The sequence below is a fragment of the Cryobacterium sp. MLB-32 genome (assembly GCF_000738085.1).
GTDB lineage: Bacteria > Actinomycetota > Actinomycetes > Actinomycetales > Microbacteriaceae > Cryobacterium.
The window spans coordinates 1-21,416 of sequence record NZ_JPRS01000048.1 but is presented as its reverse complement, the minus strand read 5'-3'; the positions used below and the strand labels follow the sequence as shown (position 1 = coordinate 21,416).

Annotated in this window: 18 protein-coding genes, 1 tRNA gene and 1 pseudogene; 10 read left to right on the top strand and 10 right to left on the bottom strand. The window is 65.6% G+C overall.

The window, feature by feature from the left end:
- Nucleotides 1-96 precede the first annotated feature (96 nt).
- Nucleotides 97-489 (top strand): hypothetical protein, encoded by a 393-nt coding sequence (locus tag JF66_RS07165; protein WP_035876566.1) that lies wholly within the window; start codon nt 97-99, stop codon nt 487-489.
- Nucleotides 490-601: 112 nt separating this feature from the next.
- On the top strand, nt 602-3,961 hold the full coding sequence (locus tag JF66_RS07160; RefSeq protein WP_035876565.1) for a DEAD/DEAH box helicase: 3,360 nt from the start codon (nt 602-604) through the stop codon (nt 3,959-3,961).
- A 17-nt stretch (nt 3,962-3,978) separates the two neighbouring features.
- Here the strand turns inward: JF66_RS07160 and JF66_RS22895 are convergent, their stop codons facing one another.
- A complete protein-coding gene (locus tag JF66_RS22895; RefSeq protein ID WP_035876564.1) occupies nt 3,979-4,182 on the bottom strand; it encodes a hypothetical protein in 204 nt (67 codons plus the stop codon).
- 278 nt (nt 4,183-4,460) lie between these two features.
- Between JF66_RS22895 and JF66_RS24230 the strand changes: the two genes are divergently transcribed.
- The 5 genes and pseudogenes from JF66_RS24230 to JF66_RS07125 all read left to right on the top strand — a co-directional run bounded on the left by JF66_RS24230 (nt 4,461) and on the right by JF66_RS07125 (nt 11,044).
- Entirely contained in the window at nt 4,461-5,033 is a 573-nt protein-coding gene (locus JF66_RS24230) for a histidine phosphatase family protein (protein ID WP_035876562.1), read from the top strand.
- A gap of 118 nt (nt 5,034-5,151) precedes the next feature.
- Entirely contained in the window at nt 5,152-6,459 is a 1,308-nt protein-coding gene (locus JF66_RS07140; protein WP_051973241.1) for a glycosyltransferase 87 family protein, read from the top strand.
- A 105-nt stretch (nt 6,460-6,564) separates the two neighbouring features.
- On the top strand, nt 6,565-8,571 hold the full coding sequence (locus tag JF66_RS07135; RefSeq protein ID WP_231556333.1) for a primary-amine oxidase: 2,007 nt from the start codon (nt 6,565-6,567) through the stop codon (nt 8,569-8,571).
- On the top strand, nt 8,568-9,479 hold the full coding sequence (locus JF66_RS07130) for a universal stress protein (protein ID WP_035876561.1): 912 nt from the start codon (nt 8,568-8,570) through the stop codon (nt 9,477-9,479). Before JF66_RS07135 ends, JF66_RS07130 begins: the two co-directional genes overlap by 4 nt.
- A 21-nt stretch (nt 9,480-9,500) precedes the next feature.
- Nucleotides 9,501-11,044 (top strand): annotated as a pseudogene (locus JF66_RS07125) (APC family permease).
- 21 nt (nt 11,045-11,065) lie between these two features.
- Here JF66_RS07125 and JF66_RS07120 read toward each other — a convergent pair.
- Genes JF66_RS07120 through dnaK form a run of 5 tightly spaced genes read right to left on the bottom strand, consistent with a single transcriptional unit; the run spans nt 11,066 to nt 16,254 of the window.
- Nucleotides 11,066-12,232: a class I SAM-dependent methyltransferase gene (locus JF66_RS07120; RefSeq protein WP_035876560.1), complete on the bottom strand. Its 1,167-nt coding sequence runs from the start codon at nt 12,230-12,232 to the stop codon at nt 11,066-11,068.
- Nucleotides 12,233-12,286: 54 nt separating this feature from the next.
- Nucleotides 12,287-12,703 (bottom strand): heat shock protein transcriptional repressor HspR, encoded by a 417-nt coding sequence (locus JF66_RS07115; protein ID WP_035876559.1) that lies wholly within the window; start codon nt 12,701-12,703, stop codon nt 12,287-12,289.
- 2 nt (nt 12,704-12,705) lie between these two features.
- Complete coding sequence (locus JF66_RS07110) at nt 12,706-13,710, bottom strand: DnaJ C-terminal domain-containing protein (RefSeq protein ID WP_035876558.1); 1,005 nt, start codon at nt 13,708-13,710, stop codon at nt 12,706-12,708.
- Nucleotides 13,703-14,371 carry a nucleotide exchange factor GrpE gene (locus tag JF66_RS07105; RefSeq protein ID WP_035876557.1) on the bottom strand — a complete coding sequence of 223 codons (669 nt, stop codon included), beginning with the start codon at nt 14,369-14,371 and terminating at the stop codon, nt 13,703-13,705. Before JF66_RS07105 ends, JF66_RS07110 begins: the two co-directional genes overlap by 8 nt.
- Nucleotides 14,372-14,379: 8 nt before the next feature.
- Nucleotides 14,380-16,254: a molecular chaperone DnaK gene (gene dnaK / locus JF66_RS07100; RefSeq protein ID WP_035876556.1), complete on the bottom strand. Its 1,875-nt coding sequence runs from the start codon at nt 16,252-16,254 to the stop codon at nt 14,380-14,382.
- Between the two features lie 249 nt (nt 16,255-16,503).
- On the opposite strand from dnaK, the gene JF66_RS07095 reads away from it, so the two are divergent.
- Nucleotides 16,504-17,823 carry an MFS transporter gene (locus JF66_RS07095; protein ID WP_035876554.1) on the top strand — a complete coding sequence of 440 codons (1,320 nt, stop codon included), beginning with the start codon at nt 16,504-16,506 and terminating at the stop codon, nt 17,821-17,823.
- A gap of 103 nt (nt 17,824-17,926) precedes the next feature.
- On the opposite strand, the gene JF66_RS07090 is transcribed toward JF66_RS07095, so the two are convergent.
- Together JF66_RS07090 and dcd are read right to left on the bottom strand one after the other, a co-directional pair.
- A complete protein-coding gene (locus JF66_RS07090; protein ID WP_035876553.1) occupies nt 17,927-18,451 on the bottom strand; it encodes a hypothetical protein in 525 nt (174 codons plus the stop codon).
- Between the two features lie 203 nt (nt 18,452-18,654).
- Complete coding sequence (gene dcd / locus JF66_RS07085) at nt 18,655-19,254, bottom strand: dCTP deaminase (RefSeq protein ID WP_035876551.1); 600 nt, start codon at nt 19,252-19,254, stop codon at nt 18,655-18,657.
- 71 nt (nt 19,255-19,325) lie between these two features.
- Between dcd and JF66_RS07080 the strand changes: the two genes are divergently transcribed.
- A tRNA-Gly gene (locus tag JF66_RS07080) sits at nt 19,326-19,399 on the top strand.
- 205 nt (nt 19,400-19,604) lie between these two features.
- Here JF66_RS07080 and JF66_RS07075 read toward each other — a convergent pair.
- Together JF66_RS07075 and JF66_RS07070 are read right to left on the bottom strand one after the other, a co-directional pair.
- Nucleotides 19,605-20,048, bottom strand: coding sequence for a DUF2975 domain-containing protein (locus JF66_RS07075; RefSeq protein WP_051973239.1), 444 nt, complete (start codon nt 20,046-20,048; stop codon nt 19,605-19,607).
- Nucleotides 20,049-20,430: 382 nt separating this feature from the next.
- Nucleotides 20,431-20,655, bottom strand: coding sequence for a hypothetical protein (locus JF66_RS07070; RefSeq protein WP_035876548.1), 225 nt, complete (start codon nt 20,653-20,655; stop codon nt 20,431-20,433).
- A 448-nt stretch (nt 20,656-21,103) separates the two neighbouring features.
- Between JF66_RS07070 and JF66_RS07065 the strand changes: the two genes are divergently transcribed.
- Nucleotides 21,104-21,416 (top strand): hypothetical protein (locus JF66_RS07065; RefSeq protein WP_035876547.1); only part of this gene is annotated, 313 nt, incomplete at its 3' end.

The following is a 21,416-nucleotide window of genomic DNA, read 5'->3' as shown; positions in this document are numbered from 1 at the left end:
GCTCGATGGAAAGCCTTGCTGACGTTCTTCGGTGAATTTACCGGAATCGGCGCTGTCCTCACCAACTGCAGTTAGCGCTGAAAGGCTTTAGCAACAATGAACCTCATAGAATCAAGCACGCTCGCACTGCTGGTGATGAATGTCTTTCTCACAGTTGTCCTGTGCGTCATGCTGGTCAGAAAACAGCGTTTGGCCGTGCCCTTCAAGGCCTCCTACGCCATCTACCCGGGTGCCTTATTCCTGGCTGCGTTACTGGCGACGTCTCTGCTCGCCGGCAAACCAGACCAAGCCTTTGAAGCGTCCCTGACAGCAGTCAGTGCCGCAGCGGCAGGACTGGGCGCGGCCGCACTCGTCTGGGCTGCTCAATCCTCCAGGATGAGGGCCGGGGCGCCTACAAGTGCGGCTCGTGCCTTCGAGGCAGGCGGCTACCTCCTGCCGCTGGCGAGTGCCGCAATGTATGCAGTTTTCGTGGGATCGACGGGGGCCTGAGTCCGGTCGCAATCGCGGACACGAGGGCCTCCGGAGCCTTGGGCGTGCGGCGTGCTCGCGGGTGGATGGTGCGACAATAGAGGTTGGCCAAAGACTGGAGCCCCTCTTACCCATGGCGCATTCCCTCAGCACACACGAGATCGCACGACTCGTCGGCAGCCAAGCGTTCTCCCGCGGTGAGCGGTACGCGCGCAACGGGCACGTCATGTCCCGATCCTGGTTCGGCTCGGGCACCCAGCTGTTCGGAAACGTGCAGGGCTCGAACAGCGAGCCGTACGCCGTGACCGTGTCGTTTACGCTCAGTTCCACGGGCACCGTGCTGCGCGCATCCGGCGTGTGCACCTGCCCCATGAAAAGCAACTGCAAGCATGTCGCCGCCCTGCTGATCGCCAGCGCGAGTGCCCCCGAAGCGAGCCAACCGCGCTCGACCGGTTCGGCCCGTGCCCTCGGCGGCCGACGGATGCCCGTGTTCGAGGCCACGCCGGAGCCCCCGGCGGCGCCCGCCTGGCAGACCGCCCTCGGGTCGATCACACGCAAGGACACCGACGACTCCACCGGCACGGCCCTTGCGCTACAGTTCGACCTGCTCGAAGCGGCCACGTATTCCGGCAGAGCCGCCGCGTCCCGGGGCCCGCAGCCCCAACGGCTTGGAGCCCGCCCCGTACTGATGGGCAAGAAGGGCAAGTGGATTCGCGGAAACGTCACCTGGGACAACATCTCGTACCTGCCCGGGTCATTCGCCCCGGCGCACCGCAAGATTCTCAGCGCGATCTACGCGCTCTACTCCGCCGGGTCACGGTATTACACCTACACCGACCAGTGGATCCACCTCGACGGCTTCGCCAACAAGGCGCTCTGGGAGTTGCTGGGCGAGGCCACGGCGAGCGGCCTGCCCCTCATTTCCACGAACGCCACGCAGGCGCCCATCGTGCTGAGCACTGCGGAGGCGTCGCTCGAGCTCGACATCACCCGGTCGGCCGAGAACCTCACCCTCACCCCCCTCCTGGCACTGAACTCCGCGCATCTGCAACACCGCCAGTTCGGATTCATCGGCGAACCGGCCCACGGTATCTTCACCTGGTCCAATGCGGACAACCTCGATGACGACAACCTGACGAGCCTCACCCTTGCGCCGCTCGCTCACCGGGTGTCCGCCGAGATGCGCGCTCTCGCCACGTCCGCCGCCCCGCTGCAGATCCCCCTCGCGGACGAGCCGGCATTCCTCGCCGACTATTACCCGTCGCTGCGCCGGCAGGTGACGCTGACGAGCCAGGACGACTCATTCACCCTGCCGGAAACCCCGCGGCCGATGCTCGCCCTCGATGTGACCCACCAGGTGGGTCACACGGTCGAGTTGCTCTGGCAGTGGCGTTACGTCGACGGCGACGCGGCCGTGGAACGCTACGGGGTGGGCCTGTGGCCGGCCGCAAACGACACGAATTTTCGTGACGAGAGCGCCGAAACCGCCATTCTGCAGGGGCTCGAGACGGCCCTCGTGCCGTTCCCGACGATCGCCCCCGAGTACCGTGGCCGCCCGCGCGTCAACACGCGGTCGAGCCTTGAGGGTACGGCGATGATCGAATTCCTCGACACTCTCGTACCCGTGCTCGAGGCGGCGCCGAACGTGATCGTCACGATCGCCGAAGGCGCACCGAGCTACCGGCCGGCCGACGAAGCCCCGGTGATCAGTCTCGCCACGAGCGAGCGCGAGGGCAGCCGCGACTGGTTCAACCTCGACATCACCGTGAGCATCGATGGTGAGGAGATCGCCTTCGACGAGCTGTTCCGTGCCCTCGCCTCCGAGCAGGAACTCATGATCCTGCCCACCGGCACGTACTTCAGCCTCGACCGGCCCGAGCTGCACCAGCTGCGCGCGCTCATCGAAGAGGCCCGCGGCCTGCAAGATTCCTCGTCGGACTCGCTCGGCCTGAGCCGCTTCCAGGCGGACCTCTGGGAAGAACTGCAGCAGCTCGGCGTCGTGGCGCAACAGGCCGCGACCTGGCGGTCGGCGATCGCTGGGCTGACCGATGCCACCCAGATCGACGAACGCCCCCTCTCCCCTCTCGTGCAGGCCACCCTGCGCGGCTACCAGCAGGCCGGTTTTGACTGGCTCAGTTTCCTCTATGACCACCGGCTTGGCGGAATCCTCGCCGACGACATGGGGCTCGGTAAGACCCTGCAAGCGATTGCGCTCATCGCGCATGCCCGCGGCAACCGGTCCGCCGACGAGGCGCCGAAGCCGTTCCTCGTCGTGGCTCCCACGAGCGTGGTGTCCAACTGGGCGGCCGAGTGCGCGCGCTTCGCCCCGGGGCTGACGGTGGCCACGGTCACCCAGACGGCCGGCAAACGCGGCGAGCGCCTCGCATCCGTCAGCGAGACGGCGGATATCGTGATCACCAGTTACACCCTCTTCCGGCTCGACTTCGACGAGTACAACGGCATCGACTGGGCCGGCCTGCTGCTCGACGAGGCGCAGTTCGTGAAGAACCACCAGTCGAAGGCGCACCAGTGCGCCCGTCGACTGAACACCGCGTTCAAGCTCGCCATCACCGGCACGCCGATGGAGAACAACCTGATGGAACTGTGGTCGCTCTTGTCGATCACCGCACCGGGCCTGTTCCCCAGCCCCTCCCGCTTTACGGACTACTACCGCAAACCGATCGAAACCGATGGCGACGGCGAGCGGCTCGACCAGCTGCGCCGACGCATCCGTCCCTTCATGCTGCGCCGCACCAAGGACCAGGTGGCGGGCGACCTGCCCGAGAAGCAGGAGCAGGTTCTTGAGCTCGACCTGCACCCGAAGCACCGCAAGGTGTACGACATGCACCTCGCCCGCGAACGCCAAAAGGTGCTCGGGCTGATCGACAACATGAACGCGAACCGGTTCGAGATCTTCCGCTCGCTCACCATGCTGCGCCAGCTCAGCCTCGATGCGAGCCTGTACGACAAGAAGTACGACAGTGTGCCGTCAACGAAACTCGATGCGCTGCTCGAGCTGCTCGAAGACACCGTGGCCGAGGGGCACCGCACGCTGATCTTCAGTCAGTTCACCCAGTACCTGGGCAAGGCGCGCGACCGGCTCGACGCCGCCGGCATCTCCTACTCCTACCTCGACGGCAAGACGCGCAACCGGGCGAAGGCGATCAGCGACTTCAAAGACGGCGACACGTCGGTGTTCCTGATCAGCGTCAAGGCCGGCGGGTTCGGCCTCAACCTCACCGAGGCCGACTACGTGATTCTGCTCGACCCCTGGTGGAACCCGGCGACCGAGGCGCAGGCCGTGGACCGCGTACACCGCATCGGCCAGACCAAGAATGTGATGGTCTATCGACTCGTGTCGAAGGACACCATCGAGGAGAAGGTGATGGCCCTCAAGGCCACCAAGGCGCGCCTGTTCGAGAGCGTCATGACGGATGGCGCCGCTCGCGCCACCGCCCTGACCGCCTCGGACATCCGCGAACTCCTCGCCTGACCGTCTGGCGCCCAGTTCTACTTCTCCCGCCACAGGTGGTCGGCGACCTTTTCCCACCGGTCAGACGAGTCGGGGAGGTTGTCGGCGAGCATCAGCAACGGTTCTCCGCCGGCCGAAACCTGAAGGGGGAGATTCTTCGTGCAGTTGGCGGCCAGGGGGTTGTCGTCAACGACGATGACCAGGCATGTGCCCTCAGGGGACAGACCGGCGAAGTAGCTCACGCCATCGCCCGCCCAGAGAAAACGACTGGTATCGACGTCGATATCGAGCCAACTCCCCGCGGCGGCAGAAGGTCCTCCGCCGTTTGCCTCTCGGAGAAGATCTCCAGCTGATCACTGCCCGCGCACCCCGTGAGCCCCGCGGCCCCCAACATCCCCACGCCGATTGCCGCACCCACCCGAAACATCCCCGAAAGCTTCATGCCCCGAGCCTACCGGGGGGCATCACTCTCATCTCGGGCACTGACCGGTTACTCCCGCACCTAAGGCAGAATAGACACGTGACTTCGACGACCGCCTTCGCCCTCATCCGACACGGCCAGACCGACTGGAACGCGGCCCTGCGTATCCAGGGCGCCACCGACATCCCTCTGAATAACGTGGGACGAGGCCAGGCAACGGATGCCGTGGCTCCCCTCTCGGCATTCGAATGGGATTTCGTGGTCTCGAGCCCGCTCTCCCGAGCGGCCGAAACCGCCGACCTGATCGCGGCCGACCTCGATCTCGCGGTGAAGCACCGCATCCCCGGGCTGATGGAGCGCAACTACGGACCGGCCGAGGGCTTGCAGGCCGGCGAGGAGCTGGAGGCTTTGCGCTTTCCCGGCGGCTTCCACGGCGCCGAGACCGAATCGGCTGTCGCCGAGCGCGGCATCGATGCCCTCAGGCAGCTTGCGCACGAACACCCGGGCGCCCGCATCATCGTGGTGAGCCACGGAACGCTCATCCGCCTCAGCCTCGAACGCGTTCTGGAGCGGCCAGTCGGCAGCATCAACAATGCATCGCTCAATCTCGTGCACCACCACCCGGCCGGCTGGAAGCTCGACATGCTGAACGGCGAGACCCCGCCCGAGTAGCGCGCGGCCCCCGTCCTGTGAGCCAGTACAGCATCCGTTCATCTGCACGACACCGCTGAGCCCTAGGCTCCAGGCACTGTCCGTTCGGGGAAACCCGGCCCGTGCCGAGGTGGTTGCCATGTCTCTGTTGCTCGACCGTCTCGACAGCCGCATCGAAAGAACCCTCACGGCCGATCGCCTGCGGCGACTGCGCACCCCCCGAGTGCTCGTGATCGGATTCACCGCCGTGCACATCGCTTTTCTCACGGCCCTGCTGCCTGCCATGCTCACGGGCAAGGTGCTCGGGGACCTGCCGCTCTACCGAACCTGGGCGGAGCTCGGGTTCACCACCGGAATCTGGCAGGGCATCGACGTGCAGTGGGTCTACCCGATCGGTGCCCTGGGCCCGATCGCCCTGGCCGGCATCGGCGGACCCTACCTCTACCAATTTCTGTGGTTCCTGATGACGGTGGCGCTGAACGCGGCCGCCGTCTGCGCCCTCACCGACTTCGGCCGCCGAATCAGCGGCTATCGCGCGGCCTGGTGGTGGCTCGGCCTCAGCTTCGTGCTCAGCCCCGTGGGCCTGCTCCGACTCGAAGGCCTCACCGCACCGCTCGTGATCGTCGGGCTCGTGCTGCTCGCCCGACGTCCTGTCGCGGCGACCGTGCTGCTCAGCGTGGCGACCTGGATCAAGGTGTGGCCCGCCGCCGTCGTCCTGGCCGTCATCGCCGCGTCGCGCCATCGGGTCACGGTGATCGTCACGGGCGCCGGGGTGACGGCGGTCATCGTTGCGGGCGTCTGGCTGCTCGGCGGACTGCGCTACCTCACCGGCTTCGTCACGATGCAGTCCGATCGGGCGCTGCAACTCGAGGCGCCGGTGACGACGCCGTGGGTCTGGCTGGTCGCTCTCGGACATCCCGGGTCCCACATCTACGAAAACTATGCCATCGCCACCCGCGAGGTGACCGGACCGGGAGCGGATGTCGCCGCCGCCGCCATGACACCGCTGATGTTCACGGCGATTGCCGCCATCTTTCTGCTCCTGCTCGTGGCGCACCGCCGCCGGGCCGACGTGTCCCAGCTCTTGCTGATCGGGGCCCTCGCGCTGGTGAGCGCCTTCGTCGTCTTCAACAAGGTGGGGTCGCCGCAGTACATGCTGTGGATCGCACCGATCGTGGCCGTGGGCGTGGCCCGAGGTTGGCGTGCGTGGCGTACGCCCGGCTACGTGGTGATGGCCATCGCGATTCTGACGACACTGATCTTCCCGGTTCTCTACCTGCCCCTGATCGACGGGGACCCGTTCGCGCTCATTCTCTTGACCCTGCGCAACGCCCTGCTCGTCGCACTGCTGGCCTGGTCGGTGACCACCCTGGTTCGGCTCGCGCGCGGCCCGCGACGACCTCGGAAGTTCGTGAATCCCCGTGTGGCGGCACTGCAACGGACCTAACGCCGGGTTTCGCGGCTCGGCGTGGGCCAAAACGGGACGAATGGGCCGTTTTAGTCGTAGTCTGTCCTCACGTTGTTCCGTCGCTCACTGCAGAGGATGAGATCTGTGTCGCCTTCACACGCTCGTACCATTGGTTCACATCCGCTCGATCCGCTGACCGCTGAGGAGTTCTCGAGCGCGAGCGCGATCCTGGCGCGGGAGCACGGCGTCGGAGCCGGTTGGCGGTTCGCCTCCATCGAGCTCGTGGAACCGCCACGGCAGCAGATCACCGATTTCGAGCAGTCCGGCACGGTGCCGGAACGATTCGCCCGCCTCGTGGTGTTGCACCGGGCCGCGAACGCCACCTACACCGCGGTCGTGTCACTGACCAACGATCGGGTACTCGACTTCACACACGTGCCGGGCGTGCAGGCCAACTTCACCGTGGACGAGTGGGACGAGGCCGACGCCGCCATGCGCGTGCACCCCGACGTGATCGCCGCCCTCGCCAAGCGCGGCATCACCGACCTCGACCTTGTCTTCATCGACACCTGGACCTATGGCGACGCCGTCATCCCCGACAAGTACCGGGGTCGCCGCCTGGGCTGGTGTGACATTTGGGTGCGTGCCTCCGCCGAGGCTAACCCCTACGCTGGTCCCGTCAACGGGCTGCACTTCGTGCTCGACGTCAATACGATGGAATTGCTCGAGATCGAAGACTCCTTCACGGTCGATACCCCCGAGATCATGGGCGAATACGTGCCCCACCTGGTGCCGGAACGCATCCGTGCCCAGAGCGCCCGTCCGCCGCGCACACCCCTCGATATCGTGCAGCCGGAGGGCGCAGGTTTCACCATCGACGGCCATCTGATCGAGTGGCAAGGGTGGTCGATGCGGGTGGGATTCAACTACCGCGAGGGAATGACGCTGCACCGCGTGGGCTATCGCGACGGGGCCGCGGTCGGGGGCGAGCGCGTGCGCCCGATCGCCAACCGACTCTCCTTCTCCGAAATGGTCGTGCCCTACCGCGACCCCAGCGTCGACCATTTTCGCCGCACCGCCTTCGACATCGGCGAGTGGGGCCTCGGATTCATGACGACGTCGCTCGAGCTCGGCTGCGACTGCCTCGGTGAGGTGCAATACATCGATGCCGTGCTGCACAACAGCGCGGGAGAGCCGTATGCCATTCCCAACGCGTTCTGCGTGCATGAAGAAGACAACGCGGTGCTCTGGAAGCACGTCGACCACAACGGCAACGTCGAGGTGAGACGGATGCGCCGGCTCGTCGTATCCTTCCACGTCACCGTCGCCAACTACGAGTACCTCGTCTACTGGCGGTTCTACGAAGACGGCAACATCGAGTGCGAGGTGCGCGCGACCGGGATCATGGTCGTGACACACATTGCCGAGGGCCAGGCGCACCCCAATGGCATCCTCGTGGACAACCGCACCTACGCACCTATCCACCAGCACTTCATCGTGGCCCGGATGGACCTCGACATCGACGGCACCGAGAACACAGTGTTCCGCTCCGAAACCCAGATCCAGCCCACCAGCGTGGAGAACCCGCACGGCCTCGGTCTCACCCAGCTCAACACTCCTCTCGAGCAGGAAGGCTTCGACGACTTCGACTGGAACACCCAGCGCGCGTGGAAGGTCGTCAACGAGAACTCCCTCAACGGCCTGGGCACGCCCGTGTCCTACAAGCTCGTACCGAGCGGCGCCATCCCGTCCATGTTCGACCCGTCGGCGCCGGCTTTGCAGCGCGCGCAGGTGATCGGCCACACGGTGTGGGTGACGCCGAACGATGAGTCCGAACGCTGGCCCTGCGGCGAGTTCGTGAACCAGAGCAGCGTCGACCACGGCCTGCCCGAATGGATTCAGGCCGAGCGCCCGGTGCGCAACACCGATCTCGTGCTCTGGTACGTCTTCGGGATCCACCACGTGACGCGGCCGGAAGACTGGCCGATCATGCCGAGCGACACCGTGGCCTTCTGGCTGAAGCCGGTGGGCTTCTTCGACCGCAACCCGTCCCTCGACGTGGCTCCCAGCCCCTCCGCGCACTGCGCCCCGGGCCAGGACCATGCCGAGCACGACCCGCACGACCACCACAACGAAAAGGCAACGAAATGACCCGAGTCCCCAACTATGTCGTCGCGTACGAGCCGACGGCACGCGGCAAGGAGGCCATCGAGCTCGGCGTGGCCCTCGCGCGACTCACCCACGCAGAGCTTCGGCTGTGCCTCGTACTTGCGCGGTCCACTGCGGTGCCGGCAAAAGTCCCCGCATCGACCGCAGACTTCGACGCGCTGCTCGAGGAACAGGCCGAGGAATGGCTCGCCGCGGCAGCCACGCAGGTACCGGGCGACATCCCCACGACCACCCACGTGCTGTGGGCCGATTCCACCTCGGAGGGGCTCATCAGGGCGGCGGCGCAGTTCGATTCCGACCGCATTGTGGTGGGCGCGGCACGCGGCGGCATCCTGAACCGTTTCACCATCGGCAGCGTCGCGAACGCCCTCCTGCATGCCTCCCCGGTGCCGGTCGCTTTGGCCCCCCGCGGCTACCGGGCACCCGAGGCGGTGACCCGCATCACGTGCGCCATCGGCACGCGCACCGGGTGGCAAGCGCTCCTGGACTCCATGGTCGCTCTGTCCGAAGACCTTCCTGTCGACCTGCGTTTCGTCACACTGGTCGAAGCGGATGCTGCGCACGGCCGCCCCGCTCACCAGAGCGCCCGCGCCCACGACAGCACCGCGAAACACGACAGCGCCGCCCACCTGGAAAGCGTGCTGGAGTACTTCCAAAAACGCTCTCACGCCCGTGGAACCGTCACGACCGAGGTTGCGAGCGGCACGAGCGTGGAAGCCGCCGTCGAGGCCCTGGAGTGGAGGCCCGACGAGATCGCCTTCGTCGGTTCGAGCCGGCTCGCCAGCCCCAACCGGATCTTCCTCGGCATCACGGCACACCGCATGCTCCATGACCTGCCGGTACCGCTCGTCGTTGTTCCCCACATCCCTCGCGTTTCCGCCCACATTTAGCTGAATACAAGGACCAGAATCATGGCAAACACCCCCGCGCCGGGCACCTCGCCCGAAGCCTCCGCGCTGCCTTCCGCCGGCGGTCTTTCGGCGAAAGGTCTGAGCGCCGGATCCATCGGCCTGCTCGGCGCCACCGTCATCGGTATCTCGTGCATTGCACCTGCTTACACGCTCACGGCCTCGCTTGGCCCGACGGTCGCGGCAGTCGGCACGCAGATGCCCGGCATCTTCCTCGTGGGGTTCCTCCCCATGCTTCTCGTGGCGCTCGGTTACCGGGAGCTCAACACGGCGATGCCCGACAGCGGCACCTCCTTCACCTGGGCCACCAGGGCCTTCGGACCTTGGATCGGCTGGATGGGCGGTTGGGGGCTGATCGTCGCTACGGTCGTGGTGCTCTCCAACCTTGCAGGAGTCGCCGTCGACTTCCTTTATCTGGCGCTCGCGCAGGTCTTCAACAACCCCGGCATTGCGGACCTCACCAACAACGTGCTGATCAACGTCGTCACCTGTCTGGTCTTCATGGTGTTGGCCTGTTACGTCTCCTACCGCGGCATGGAGGCCACCAAATCAGTGCAGTACGTGCTCGTCGCGTTCCAGCTCATCGTGCTCGTCTGGTTCAGCGTCGCTGCCCTGATCGAGTACGGCAACGGCTCCGCGTTCGACGCCCTCGCGTTCAATGCCAGCTGGTTCAACCCGTTCCTCGTGCCGAGCTTCTCGGCATTCGCGGCCGGCGTCTCGCTGTCGATCTTCATCTTCTGGGGCTGGGACGTCACCCTCACCATGAACGAGGAAACCAAGAACCCCAAGACCACGCCCGGTCGTGCCGCCACACTGACCGTGGTCATCATCTTCGCCCTGTACATCCTGGTGGCCGTGGCCGCCTGATGTTCTCCGGCATCGGCACGGGCGCGCTCGGTCTCGGAAACGAAGACATCCAGGGCAACGTGTTCGCCGCCCTCGCGGGGCCGGTGATGGGCCCGTTCGCCATCCTGCTCTCGCTTGCCGTGCTGTCCAGCTCGGCGGCATCGCTGCAGTCGACCTTCGTGGGGCCGGCACGCACGATGCTCGCCATGGGCCACTACAAGGCCTTCCCGAAGCGGTTCGCGAGCATCAGCCCCCGCTTCAAGTCCCCCGGGTTCGCGACCGTCGTCGCAGCGGTCGTCGCGTGGGTCTTCTACGCCGTACTGCGGGTGGTCAGCACGGATGTGCTGACCGACACCATCCTGACCCTGGGCATGATGATCTGCTTCTACTATGGGGTCACGGCGTTCGCCTGCGTCTGGTACTTCCGGGCGGAGGCATTCCGGAACGCGCGGGCATTCTTTCTGAAGTTCCTCGCGCCGCTGATCGGCGGCGTCATCCTGAGCGTCATCTTCGTGACGACCGTGATCGACAGCACAAACCCGGACTACGGCAGCGGTTCGAGCATCGGCGGACTCGGTCTTGTCTTCGTGCTCGCCATGGTGCTGTTCATCTCGGGCATCGTCTTGATGCTCGTGCAGCGCCGTCTGAACCCGTCGTTCTTCCAGGGTAAGACGCTCACGAAGGGCACCTCGGTCGACTAGCCGACGTGCCCAACGGGTGGGTCAGCGGCGCGTCGACACCGTCACGGTGAACTTCGTGTTGCGGCCCACCTGGCGCGTCGGGCCCACGATGCGGGTGAGTTCCGGTCGATAGCCGAGGTGCGTGTTCCAGACGGCCCACAGCTCTCCGCCGGGGCTCAACACGCGGGCGGCATCGGCGAACAGTTTGAGCGCGATACCGGCGTGCACCGAGGAGCCGATGTGGAACGGCGGGTTGATCAGGATCAGCTCGGCTGAGTCCTCCGCCCGGCTGCTGAGGGCGTCGTCGCGCACCACCGTCACGCGCTCGGCGAGGGCGTTTGCGTCCATGGTCGCGCGAGCGGATGCCACCGCTGCGGCGGACTGATCGCTCGCGATCACGCGCAGCCGCGGACGCTGCAGGGCCAGCGCGGCCGCGAGAACACCGGTGCCGCACCCCAGATCAATTGCGGACTCCGCATCCGGCTTCATGCGGTCGAGCACGTCGAGCAGCGCTCGGGTACCGATATCGACGCTGGTACCGGCGAAGGCAGCACCGTGCGCACGCACGGTGAGGCCGAGGTCCTCGTGCCGCTCCGAGTGCGGCCAGTCGGACGCGCCGGTGGCGATGGGTGACGTGGCGATCAGCACGCGGGACTTCTGGCGGGCGGGCGTCACGTTGAGGGCGCCGAAGTGACGGCGGAGCACCTCGTTCATTCCCACGGACATGTGCTTGATGCGGCCACCGGCGAACACGAGAACGTCAGGGGCGGCGTAGCGGGCGATCGCGCCGGCGATTTCGTCAAGCTCGCCGAGGCTACGGGGCAGCTGCAACAGCACGACCTTGGCGCCGGTGAGCAGTTCCTCGCCCAGGGGCAGCGAGCGGTAGCAGTCGTCGAGCCCGAACTGGCTGGCGTTCCGCTCCAGAGCGTGCTCTCCAGAGAGGGCATCCTGATAGACGCGCAGCTTGCGGGCGCCGTGCAGGGCGGCCGCTCCGAGCGTGAGCGCCCCGTAACGGTCCTCAAGGATCACGACGTTGCCGGCTCCGGCTCCGGCGAGCGCACCGGCGGCCTCGTCGAGGATGAGCCGGTCGCTCGCATCCACCGCGAACAGGTTGTCGGCTTCGACATCCGGCTGGCGGCTCAGTCGATCGAAATCGAAATCGGCCCGGGACGCGGTTTGCGTCGGTTTCTGTGTGCCCGATTCAAACATCGGTTCCCCCTGCTACTGCGATTACGCGTGATGATGTGCAAACTACATGTGAAGTCAGCTGTGGTCCAGTGGTCGCCAGATGACGACCTGATTGGAGCGCCGCGTGCGCGTGCCCGCCCGCATCGAGATGACATCCCCGGCCGAGCCGGCCGCGAAAACGCGGCGGCCCGGGCGGTTCAACAGCTCATCGGCGAGCGTCGTCTCCAACTCGCGCAAGCGAGATTCGAGGCGACGCACGTGGTCCTCCAGTTCGAGGATACGACGGATGCCCTCCAAGCTCACCCCCTGAACGCCAAGTTCTGCGATCTCCCGCAGTTTGACGACGTCCCGCATCGAATAACGACGGGACTTTCCGGGCGTGCGCTCGGGGCTCACGAGACCCAGGCGATCGTACTGCCGCAGAGTCTGCGGATGCATACCCGCAAGCTCCGCGGCCGTCGAAATCACGAAGACCCGTGTGTTCTCATCCATCGTCAGCCCTTGGCCCGCGCGATCAATTCATCGCGCGGGTTTTCCTTGGGCAGTGACTGTGCGAACGCCTGCAGCTTCTCCTCGGCATCCTTCGACAGATGGGAGGGAACAGCGATCTCGACCTCGGCGAGCAGGTCGCCGGTGCCCTTCGCCGTCACGACGCCGCGGCCCTTCACTCGAAGTACGCGCCCGCTCGGCGTGCCGGGGGCCACACGAAGTCTGACCGGCGGACCGCCGAGGGTGGGTACCTCGATGGTCGCGCCCAGGCTCGCCTCCACAAAGGTCACCGGAACGTGCACGCGCAGGTTGAGTCCTTCGCGTTCGAAGACCGGGTGGTGTCGCACCGTGATGGTGAGCACGATGTCGCCGGATTCTCCACCGTCGGGGCTCGGCTGTCCTTTGCCGCGAAGGCGGATCTTCTGCCCGTCGGCGACTCCGGCCGGAATTTTGACCTTGATCGGGCGACCATCCTGCGTCTGCAGGGTGATCTGGTCGCCGTGCGTGGCCGTGATGAAGTCGATGGTCGTCGACGCCACCACGTCGTGTCCGCGCGTCGGCGCGCCGCTGCCACGGTAACCCCCGCTGGGGTTACCAAATCCTCCGCCGCCGCCTCTGCCGAACATCCCTCCGAGAATATCGTCAAAGCCGCCCTGCTCGAAGGTGTAGCTCTGCTGGCGTCCACCTCCGCCGCCGCCGCCGAACATGCCGCCGAAGGCATCTTCGAAGCCGCCGGGCTGGCCACGGCCACCGGGTGCGGCGAACCGCGCCCCGGTGCCCATGGCCCGAATGGCGTCATACTCTTTGCGTTGCGCAGGGTCGGCGAGCACCGAGTGCGCCTCGCTCAGTTCCTTGAACTTCGCTTCGGCGCCGGGGTTCCCCGGATTGGAGTCCGGGTGGTACTTACGCGCGAGCTTGCGATACGCCTTCTTCAGCTCGGCCGGGGTGACATCTTTCGAGACACCCAGGACCTTGTAGAAGTCCTTGTCGAACCAGTCCTGGCTAGCCATCGCTCGGTACCTGCACGACGACCTTGGCCGCGCGCAGGAGCGTGGAGCCGAGGTAGTAGCCCGTCTCCGCCACGTCGCCGACGGTTTCCGTCTCGACGTCCGGGGACGGCATCTGGAAGATCGCCTCGTGCATGGTCGGATCGAACGGGTCGCCGACCGCACCGAAGGAGGTGAGGCCGAGGCGCTCGACGCTCGAGCGCAGTTTGGCGGCGATCGTCGCGAACGCCGAGTCACCCTCGAGGTCGCCGTGCTTTTCGGCACGGTAGAGGTCGTCGAGGATCGGGATCAACAGCTTCACGATGTCCCCGGTGACGCGCTCCTTCTCGACCACGCGGTTGGCTTCGGTGCGGCGACGGTAGTTCGCGTACTCGGCGGTGACCCTTTTCAGGTCAGCGAGGTGCTCACTGGTCGGCTCCGCGGCCTCGCGCTCTGCCGCGTCCAGAATGTCCTGAACGGTCAGCTCGTCTTCTTCGATTCCGTCAGCGGATGCCGACTGGTCGGTCGAAGACGAATCGTCAGCGGTGGCGAACTCGGGTGCGGTATCGGGCTGGGCAGCTCCGGACTCGGCGTCCCCCGCCGCGGGGGCACCCTGCTCGGGCGCCCCCTTGGCGGATGGCTCGTCGTCCCGGCGCTTCTTGTCGGGGTTCTTCTTGTCTGCCATAACGCGTTCTACTTCTTCTTGTCGTCTTCGTCGTCGTCGACAACCTCGGCGTCGACAACGTCTTCGTCCTTGTTGGCGTCGGCAGGGGCATCGTCGGTTGCCGCGTCGTCGGCGCCGGCAGCTGCATCCGCTTCGCTGGCCTTGTAGATCGCTTCGCCGAGCTTGCCCTGGCTCTCGTTGAGCTTGTCGAAGGCGGTCTTCACCGCGTCATCGTCGTCGCCGGCCAGAGCCGACTTGAGGGCGTCGACATCGGCCTGAACCTCGGCCTTGACGTCTTCGGGCAGCTTCTCGTTGTTGTCCTTGATCAGCTTCTCGATCGAGTAGGCGAGCTGCTCGGCCGTGTTGCGGGTCTCGGCGACTTCGCGCAGGCGCTTATCTTCTGCCGCGTGCTCTTCACCCTCGCGCACCATGCGCTCGATGTCTTCCTTCGCGAGCGCGGTGCCGCCCGTGATGGTCATGGACTGCTCCTTGCCGGTGCCCTTGTCCTTAGCGGATACGTGCACGATTCCGTTGGCGTCGAGGTCGAAGGTGACCTCGACCTGCGGGATACCGCGGGGCGCGGGGGCGATTCCGGTGAGCTCGAAGGTTCCGAGGTTCTTGTTGTCGCGGGTGAACTCGCGCTCGCCCTGGAAGACCTGGATCGCGACGGACGGCTGGTTGTCGTCGGCCGTGGTGAAGGTCTCGCTGCGCTTGGTCGGGATGGCCGTGTTGCGCTCGATAAGGCGCGTCATGATGCCGCCCTTGGTCTCGATGCCGAGGCTCAGCGGGGTGACGTCGATGAGCAGAACGTCCTTGCGCTCGCCCTTCAGCACGCCGGCCTGCAGTGCGGCGCCGACGGCGACGACCTCGTCCGGGTTGACGCCCTTGTTCGGGTCCTTGCCGCCGGTCTCGCTCTTGACGAGCTCGTATACGGCGGGCATACGGGTGGATCCACCGACGAGAACGACGTGGGCGATGTCGCCAACCTTGACGCCGGCCTCACGAATGACGTCCTGGAAGGGCTTCTTCGTGCGGTCGAGCAGGTCTTCGGTCATCTTCTCGAACTGGGCGCGGGTCAGCGTCTCGTCGAGGTTGGCCGGACCGTTTTCGGTCAGCGAGAGGTAGGGCAGCTGGATGCTGGTCGACATGCTCGACGACAGCTCCTTCTTGGCCTGCTCGGCGGCTTCTTTCAGGCGCTGCTTGGCGATCTTGTCCTTGGAGACATCGACGCCCGTGGTTTCCTTGAAGCGCTTGATCAGGTGATCAACGATGCGCTGGTCCCAGTCGTCGCCGCCGAGGCGGTTGTCGCCGGCGGTCGAGCGCACCTGGATGGTGGAGAAGTCTTCGTCCTTGCCCACTTCGAGCAGCGACACGTCGAACGTTCCGCCTCCGAGGTCGAAGACCAGGATGAGCTCGTCTTCCTTGCCCTTGTCGAGGCCGTAGGCGAGAGCCGCAGCGGTGGGCTCGTTGATGATGCGCAGCACGTTGAGGCCGGCGATCTCTCCGGCTTCCTTCGTGGCCTGACGCTCGGCGTCGTTGAAGTAGGCGGGAACGGTGACGACAGCGTCGGTCACCTTTTCGCCGAGGTACTGCTCGGCGTCGCGCTTGAGCTTCGCGAGGATACGCGAGGAGATCTCCTGCGGGGTGTACTTCTTGTCGTCGATCGCGACGGTCCAGTCGGTGCCCATGTGGCGCTTGACGGAGGAGATGGTGCGGTCGACGTTGGTGACGTTCTGGCGCTTGGCGGTTTCGCCGACGAGAACTTCGCCATCCTTGGTGAATGCGACCACCGAGGGGGTGGTGCGCAAGCCCTCAGCGTTGGCGATAACGGTGGGTTCTCCACCTTCAAGTACGGACACCACAGAGTTAGTGGTTCCGAGGTCGATGCCTACTGCACGTGCCATGTGGGTTGTTCTCCTTCAGAGTTTGTGATCAAGTTCAAAGACTTGAGTCTCATTGGCTCAAGTATTCACCTCGCCGAAACCGGTGTCAATTCCTGCAGCCCAAAGTTGAGTCACTTGCGCTCAACTCTCAGGTTGAACTGCGACCTCGCCTCCTGCGCGACACGTCCGCCCTCCGCTGCGCTGTGACCAGCGGAAACAAATTCGGCCACAAAGCGTCGGATGTTTACCGGCCGGGGTTAGCCTGATCGCATGACCGAGCCAGCCGTCGCTGCCGACCGAGACGTTCCGCTGAATCCCGCGCGCGGCCACGTTGTGGCATGGGCGTTCTGGGACTGGGGATCCGCCGCCTTCAACGCCGTCGTCACGACGTTCGTTTTCACCGTGTACATCACGGGCTCCTCGTTCGGCGACAAGGACGTGATCTCCGCCCAGCTGGGCTGGGCGCTCGCGATCGCGGGCTTGCTGATCGCGGTGCTCGCGCCGATCACGGGACAACGCTCCGACACCTCCGGGCGGCGCAAGTTCTGGCTCGGCGTGAACACCTTCGTGGTCGTGGCCATCACCGCAACGATGTTCTTTGTGCAGGCCACACCGGACTACCTGCTGCTCGGGCTGTTCCTCGTGGCGGCCGGCAACGTGTTCTTCGAGTTCGCCGGGGTCAACTACAACGCCATGCTCGCGCAGGTGTCCACCCCGAGCTCGATCGGCAAGGTGAGCGGCTTCGGCTGGGGCATGGGGTACCTCGGTGGCATCGTGCTGCTCCTCATTGTGTACTTCGGCTTCATCCACCCGGAGGTCGGACTGTTCGGTGTCACGAGCGAGAACGGGCTGGCCGTGCGCGTCTCCATGCTCATCTCGGCGGCCTGGTTCGGATTGTTCGCGCTGCCCGTGCTGCTCCGAGTGCCCGAGTACCGGGCACCGAAGGCAGTGCGCCGCGAGCGCGTGGGCTTCTTCCGCAGCTACGCGGTGCTCGGCCACGACATCGCCCGCCTGTGGCGCACCAGCCGCCCCACGGTGTATTTCCTGCTGGCGAGCGCGGTCTTTCGCGATGGCCTCGCGGGCGTCTTCACGTTCGGCGGCGTGCTGGCGGCATCCGTTTTCGGTTTCTCGGCCGGCGAGGTGATTATTTTCGCCATCGCCGCCAACGTCGTGGCGGGTGTGGCCACCATTAGCGTGGGCGCGCTCGACGACCGGCTGGGCGCCAAGCCGGTGATCGTGACCGCGCTCGTGGGCCTGCTGGTGAGCGGCCTCGTGGTGTTCTTCCTGCACGACGGCGGCCAAATCGTGTTCTGGACCGCCGGCCTGGCCCTCTGCCTGTTCGTGGGTCCCGCACAGTCGGCGAGCCGCACGTTCCTCGCCCGGCTGATTCCGCCGGGACGCGAGGGCGAGGTGTTCGGCCTGTACGCCACCACGGGACGAGCGGTGAGCTTTCTGGCCCCGCTCTCATTCGCGCTCATGGTGACCATCTTCGGCGCGACCTACTGGGGCATCCTCGGCATCATGCTCGTTTTGCTCGTTGGCCTGCTTTTACTGCTGCCGGTGAAGGCGAACCAGGAGCAAATTTCCTGAGCATGAGCCGCACCTGCGGCCTTGTGCCCGGTAAAGCGGCTCTCGCACCTGCGATACCGCACTCACGTGCAGCCTTGCGGTGCGCGCCGCCCAAGGGCGCCGTTCAGTGGATGCGCGTGGCCTCGTTGTGCTCGATCAGCAGCCAGGTCGTGCCCTCGTCGGAGGACACCCACCCCTCCCACTTGTAGGAGTTGGCGGCGATCGACGTGAAGTTCCAGCGGATCGGCTTGCCGTCGGTGCGGGTGCCGTCCTGGCGGACACCGTAGCGGTAGGGGGTGGCCACCAGGTGGCAGTACTCACCCGTGACGGGAGAGAAGTAGCTCACCCTCCACACCCCCGCATCAACGTCGTAGACGCGGATCGCGGTTGCGACGGTCTCAAAGCCCGTCGGGTGGGCGTCGCGGGCCACGACCTCGACGTCTTGCACGGCGCGTCCGTCGAGAATGAAGGCCATCGTCCACACGAACGCGCGCTCCGACCACTCACCGGTTGCCTCGTCGAGGCGCGTGCCCTTCACCGACCAGGTGCCCACGAGTCGTCCGAATCGTTTCATGCGCTCGGGGTATTCGGGGGTCGGCTCGGGGGTCACGAGCGCCTCGTCGAATCGGGGCGTGGGAATGGCGGTCATATTCCGATTTTACCGGCTCTATGTTACGTAGGGATTAACCGTGCGACCGAGCTGGTCGGGCGGCTCGGTCGCTGTGGGATAGGGGAATGCGCTGCATTTCCTTAAGAGGCCGTTCGGGTGCCGTAACGAGGCAAAACGGATGCCGTCGGCCGCGAATGTGCCCGCGGCATCCACTCGCTGAGCATCAAGCCGAGGCCAGGAGACTACTCGGCGGGCACGACGGATTCGGCCACGTTGGTGCGGTGGAAGTTCTGGAACGACCGCGAGGCGGTCGGGCCACGCTGACCCTGGTAGCGAGAGCCGTACTTGGTCGAACCGTAGGGCTGCTCGGACGGTGAGCTCAGCTGGAAGAAGCACAACTGGCCAATCTTCATTCCGGGCCACAGCTTGATGGGCAGGGTCGCCACATTGCTCAGCTCGAGGGTGACGTGACCCGTGAAGCCCGGATCGATGAAGCCCGCGGTGGAGTGGGTAAGCAGGCCGAGGCGCCCGAGCGAGCTCTTGCCCTCAAGCCGGGCGGCGATGTCGTCGGGCAGCGTCACCTTCTCGTAGGTGGCGCCGAGCACGAACTCTCCGGGGTGCAGGATGAACGGCTCGCCGGGCTTGGTCTCGATCAGCCTGGTGAGTTCTGGCTGATCTTCGGCCGGATCAATGTAGGCGTACTTGTGATTGTCGAACAGCCGAAAGAAGCCATCGAGTCGCACGTCGATGCTCGACGGCTGAATCATGGCGGGGTCGAAGGGGTCGAGACCGATTCGTTCGGCGTCGAGTTGGGCCTTGATATCGCGATCCGAGAGCAGCACGGTGACAGCCTATCCGCGAGAGCTTGGTAAGCTGGCACCGTTCCGGTTGTTGACGACTCACGGCTGGGCGTGCGGATGTAGTTCAATGGTAGAACTTCAGCTTCCCAAGCTGATAGCGCGGGTTCGATTCCCGTCATCCGCTCCACACAAGAAGCCCCGGTCAGTCACGTTTTCCCGGGCGCTGCGACCTGGCGTCGTTCCAGCTCCTGAGCCCGAAGCGTGGTTGGGCCGCTGGCACGAATGCTGTGCAGCACCGTGGCGCAGCGCCTCAACACGGGGAACCGCTCGAGTACGACGAGCGTTCCTTGATCGGCCATGACGGTTGAGCTCATTGGCCGTCGGTGGAGCCGTCAGCCTTGTGACGACTGGCGAACGACCGAGTTGGCCCCGAGGAACATCAGCAAAGCGACGACGATGACCAGGGTGAGGAGCCCGGCAGCGATGAGCCCGAGCATCGCCGGGGGCGAGTATCCCATCATGGTCAGAGCGATGAAAGCGGATGCTACGAGCACGATGAACGCGAGCAGGCAGCCGACAATCGCGCGCAACAATCCGTAGGACGAGGAGTCGAATCGTCCTATGCGCACCACGGCGACCACTCGCAGACCGATTACGGCGACGGCCTGCCAGCAGGCGATCGCGACGACGCCCCAGACGACTGCCGGAACGGCGAGCCGATCAACCTCCGGGAATACCGCAATCACGCCCACTACTGCCGACGGAAGAACCCACACCTGCACAAACAGGCACACGAGCAGCCCGACAGCGAGGGCCGCCGTCAGCGCAAAGGACATTCCGCGATGCATCTAGAGCCCCCCAGCTCGGTTCACGTCGGTCAGAAAACACCCGACCTCCATCACACTATCGACATCGGCATGAGCCCCGAAAGACGTCACATCTATCGGCACGGCCCACCGGGCTCGCGGCGTTTTCCGACCGCCAACGCCGCGATGACCTCGGCTGACCGGTCACTGACCGGTCACTGTCCGCTCGGCTTGCAGTGACGCATGGACGGTCATTCGTGGAGAACCACTCACCGCGGGAGCGCGCTTCGCGCATCGACATTTCGGCCTCAGGTCACCCTCGTGGCATCGCTACTCGTCGACTGCGATTAGCCGCAGTTGAATACGGTCGCGGAAGCGGTCTCACCGAGGAGGGACCTCGCTTCCTTGACCGCTAGACCTGGTCGCGTTTGGCCACTCGCCGTTTTCTGACGAGGTCCCCGCTCACCCACGCGAATGCGAACAGGGCCAGCAGCACCGCGGCGACCCACAGGTCGAGCCGCAAGAAGAGACAGGTCGCCGCCAGGACCGACATCCCCGCGATCAACGTCAGCACATATCTGAGCACGGCGTTCTCCTTCGCTTCTGCGAGAGCAGAGTACTCCGTGCCGTCAATCATCTCCGGCACGAACGAGGGAACGTGCCTTCATCTCAGCAGGGCTTGATCCAACCCCTGGTCGAGGAGCGAGGAACGCTCGGGTCGAGCCTGTCGAGACCAGTCTCGAGACCTCTCGACTTGATCCCCGCAACGCCACCTCGCCGCTGATCGACGAGCGAGGAACGCTCGGGTCGAGCTTGTCGAGACCAGTCTCGAGTCCTCGCGACCTGATCCCCGCAACGCCACCCCGCCGCTGGTCGAGGAGCGAGGAACGCTCGGGTCGAGCTTGTCGAGACCAGTCTCGAGACCTCGTGACCTGATCCCCACAACGCCCCATCCCGCTGGTCGAGCCTGTCGAGACCCCGCGAGCCGATCTTGCCACCCGAGCGGCGAATAATACTTCGAATAACTTCTCCACAATGGTGAGGTTTTCTCGAACAGTGTCAGTGGTCCGTGGGAAAATCTAGTCATGGAGAACACCAATGAAGTTCCTCCACCGGAGGACGCCGCGGGCAGTAGCCCGCCCGAACCCGTCGGCCTCACGCCCGAACAGCGCGCAGCAGCCGACACCCAGCTCCGCTTGCTCGATGCGGTGAAAGAGCACGACCGGGCGATCTGTGCGGCGCAGGCCGCGCGGGCGGCCGCGGTCGATGAGATCGTGCGCTGGACCCGGGCGACGGCCGAGACCGGCCGACCCACCACGGCCGCTCGTGGAAGGAAAGGGTACGTGGAGTGGTCGTCGATGACGGCCGCGCACGAGGGACTGGTCGCTGAACTCGCGT

What these genes read in the sequence shown, in the direction of transcription:
- JF66_RS07130 (WP_035876561.1), top strand. Translation starts at nt 8,568, where the DNA reads ATGACCCGAGTCCCCAACTATGTCGTCGCGTACGAGCCGACGGCACGC.
- JF66_RS07070 (WP_035876548.1), bottom strand. Translation starts at nt 20,655, where the DNA reads ATGATTGACGGCACGGAGTACTCTGCTCTCGCAGAAGCGAAGGAGAAC.
- JF66_RS07110 (WP_035876558.1), bottom strand. Translation starts at nt 13,710, where the DNA reads ATGGCTAGCCAGGACTGGTTCGACAAGGACTTCTACAAGGTCCTGGGT.
- JF66_RS07115 (WP_035876559.1), bottom strand. Translation starts at nt 12,703, where the DNA reads ATGGATGAGAACACACGGGTCTTCGTGATTTCGACGGCCGCGGAGCTT.
- JF66_RS07140 (WP_051973241.1), top strand. Translation starts at nt 5,152, where the DNA reads ATGTCTCTGTTGCTCGACCGTCTCGACAGCCGCATCGAAAGAACCCTC.
- JF66_RS07160 (WP_035876565.1), top strand. Translation starts at nt 602, where the DNA reads ATGGCGCATTCCCTCAGCACACACGAGATCGCACGACTCGTCGGCAGC.
- JF66_RS07105 (WP_035876557.1), bottom strand. Translation starts at nt 14,371, where the DNA reads ATGGCAGACAAGAAGAACCCCGACAAGAAGCGCCGGGACGACGAGCCA.
- JF66_RS07090 (WP_035876553.1), bottom strand. Translation starts at nt 18,451, where the DNA reads ATGACCGCCATTCCCACGCCCCGATTCGACGAGGCGCTCGTGACCCCC.
- JF66_RS07165 (WP_035876566.1), top strand. Translation starts at nt 97, where the DNA reads ATGAACCTCATAGAATCAAGCACGCTCGCACTGCTGGTGATGAATGTC.
- dnaK (WP_035876556.1), bottom strand. Translation starts at nt 16,254, where the DNA reads ATGGCACGTGCAGTAGGCATCGACCTCGGAACCACTAACTCTGTGGTG.
- JF66_RS07095 (WP_035876554.1), top strand. Translation starts at nt 16,504, where the DNA reads ATGACCGAGCCAGCCGTCGCTGCCGACCGAGACGTTCCGCTGAATCCC.
- JF66_RS07075 (WP_051973239.1), bottom strand. Translation starts at nt 20,048, where the DNA reads ATGTCCTTTGCGCTGACGGCGGCCCTCGCTGTCGGGCTGCTCGTGTGC.
- JF66_RS07120 (WP_035876560.1), bottom strand. Translation starts at nt 12,232, where the DNA reads ATGTTTGAATCGGGCACACAGAAACCGACGCAAACCGCGTCCCGGGCC.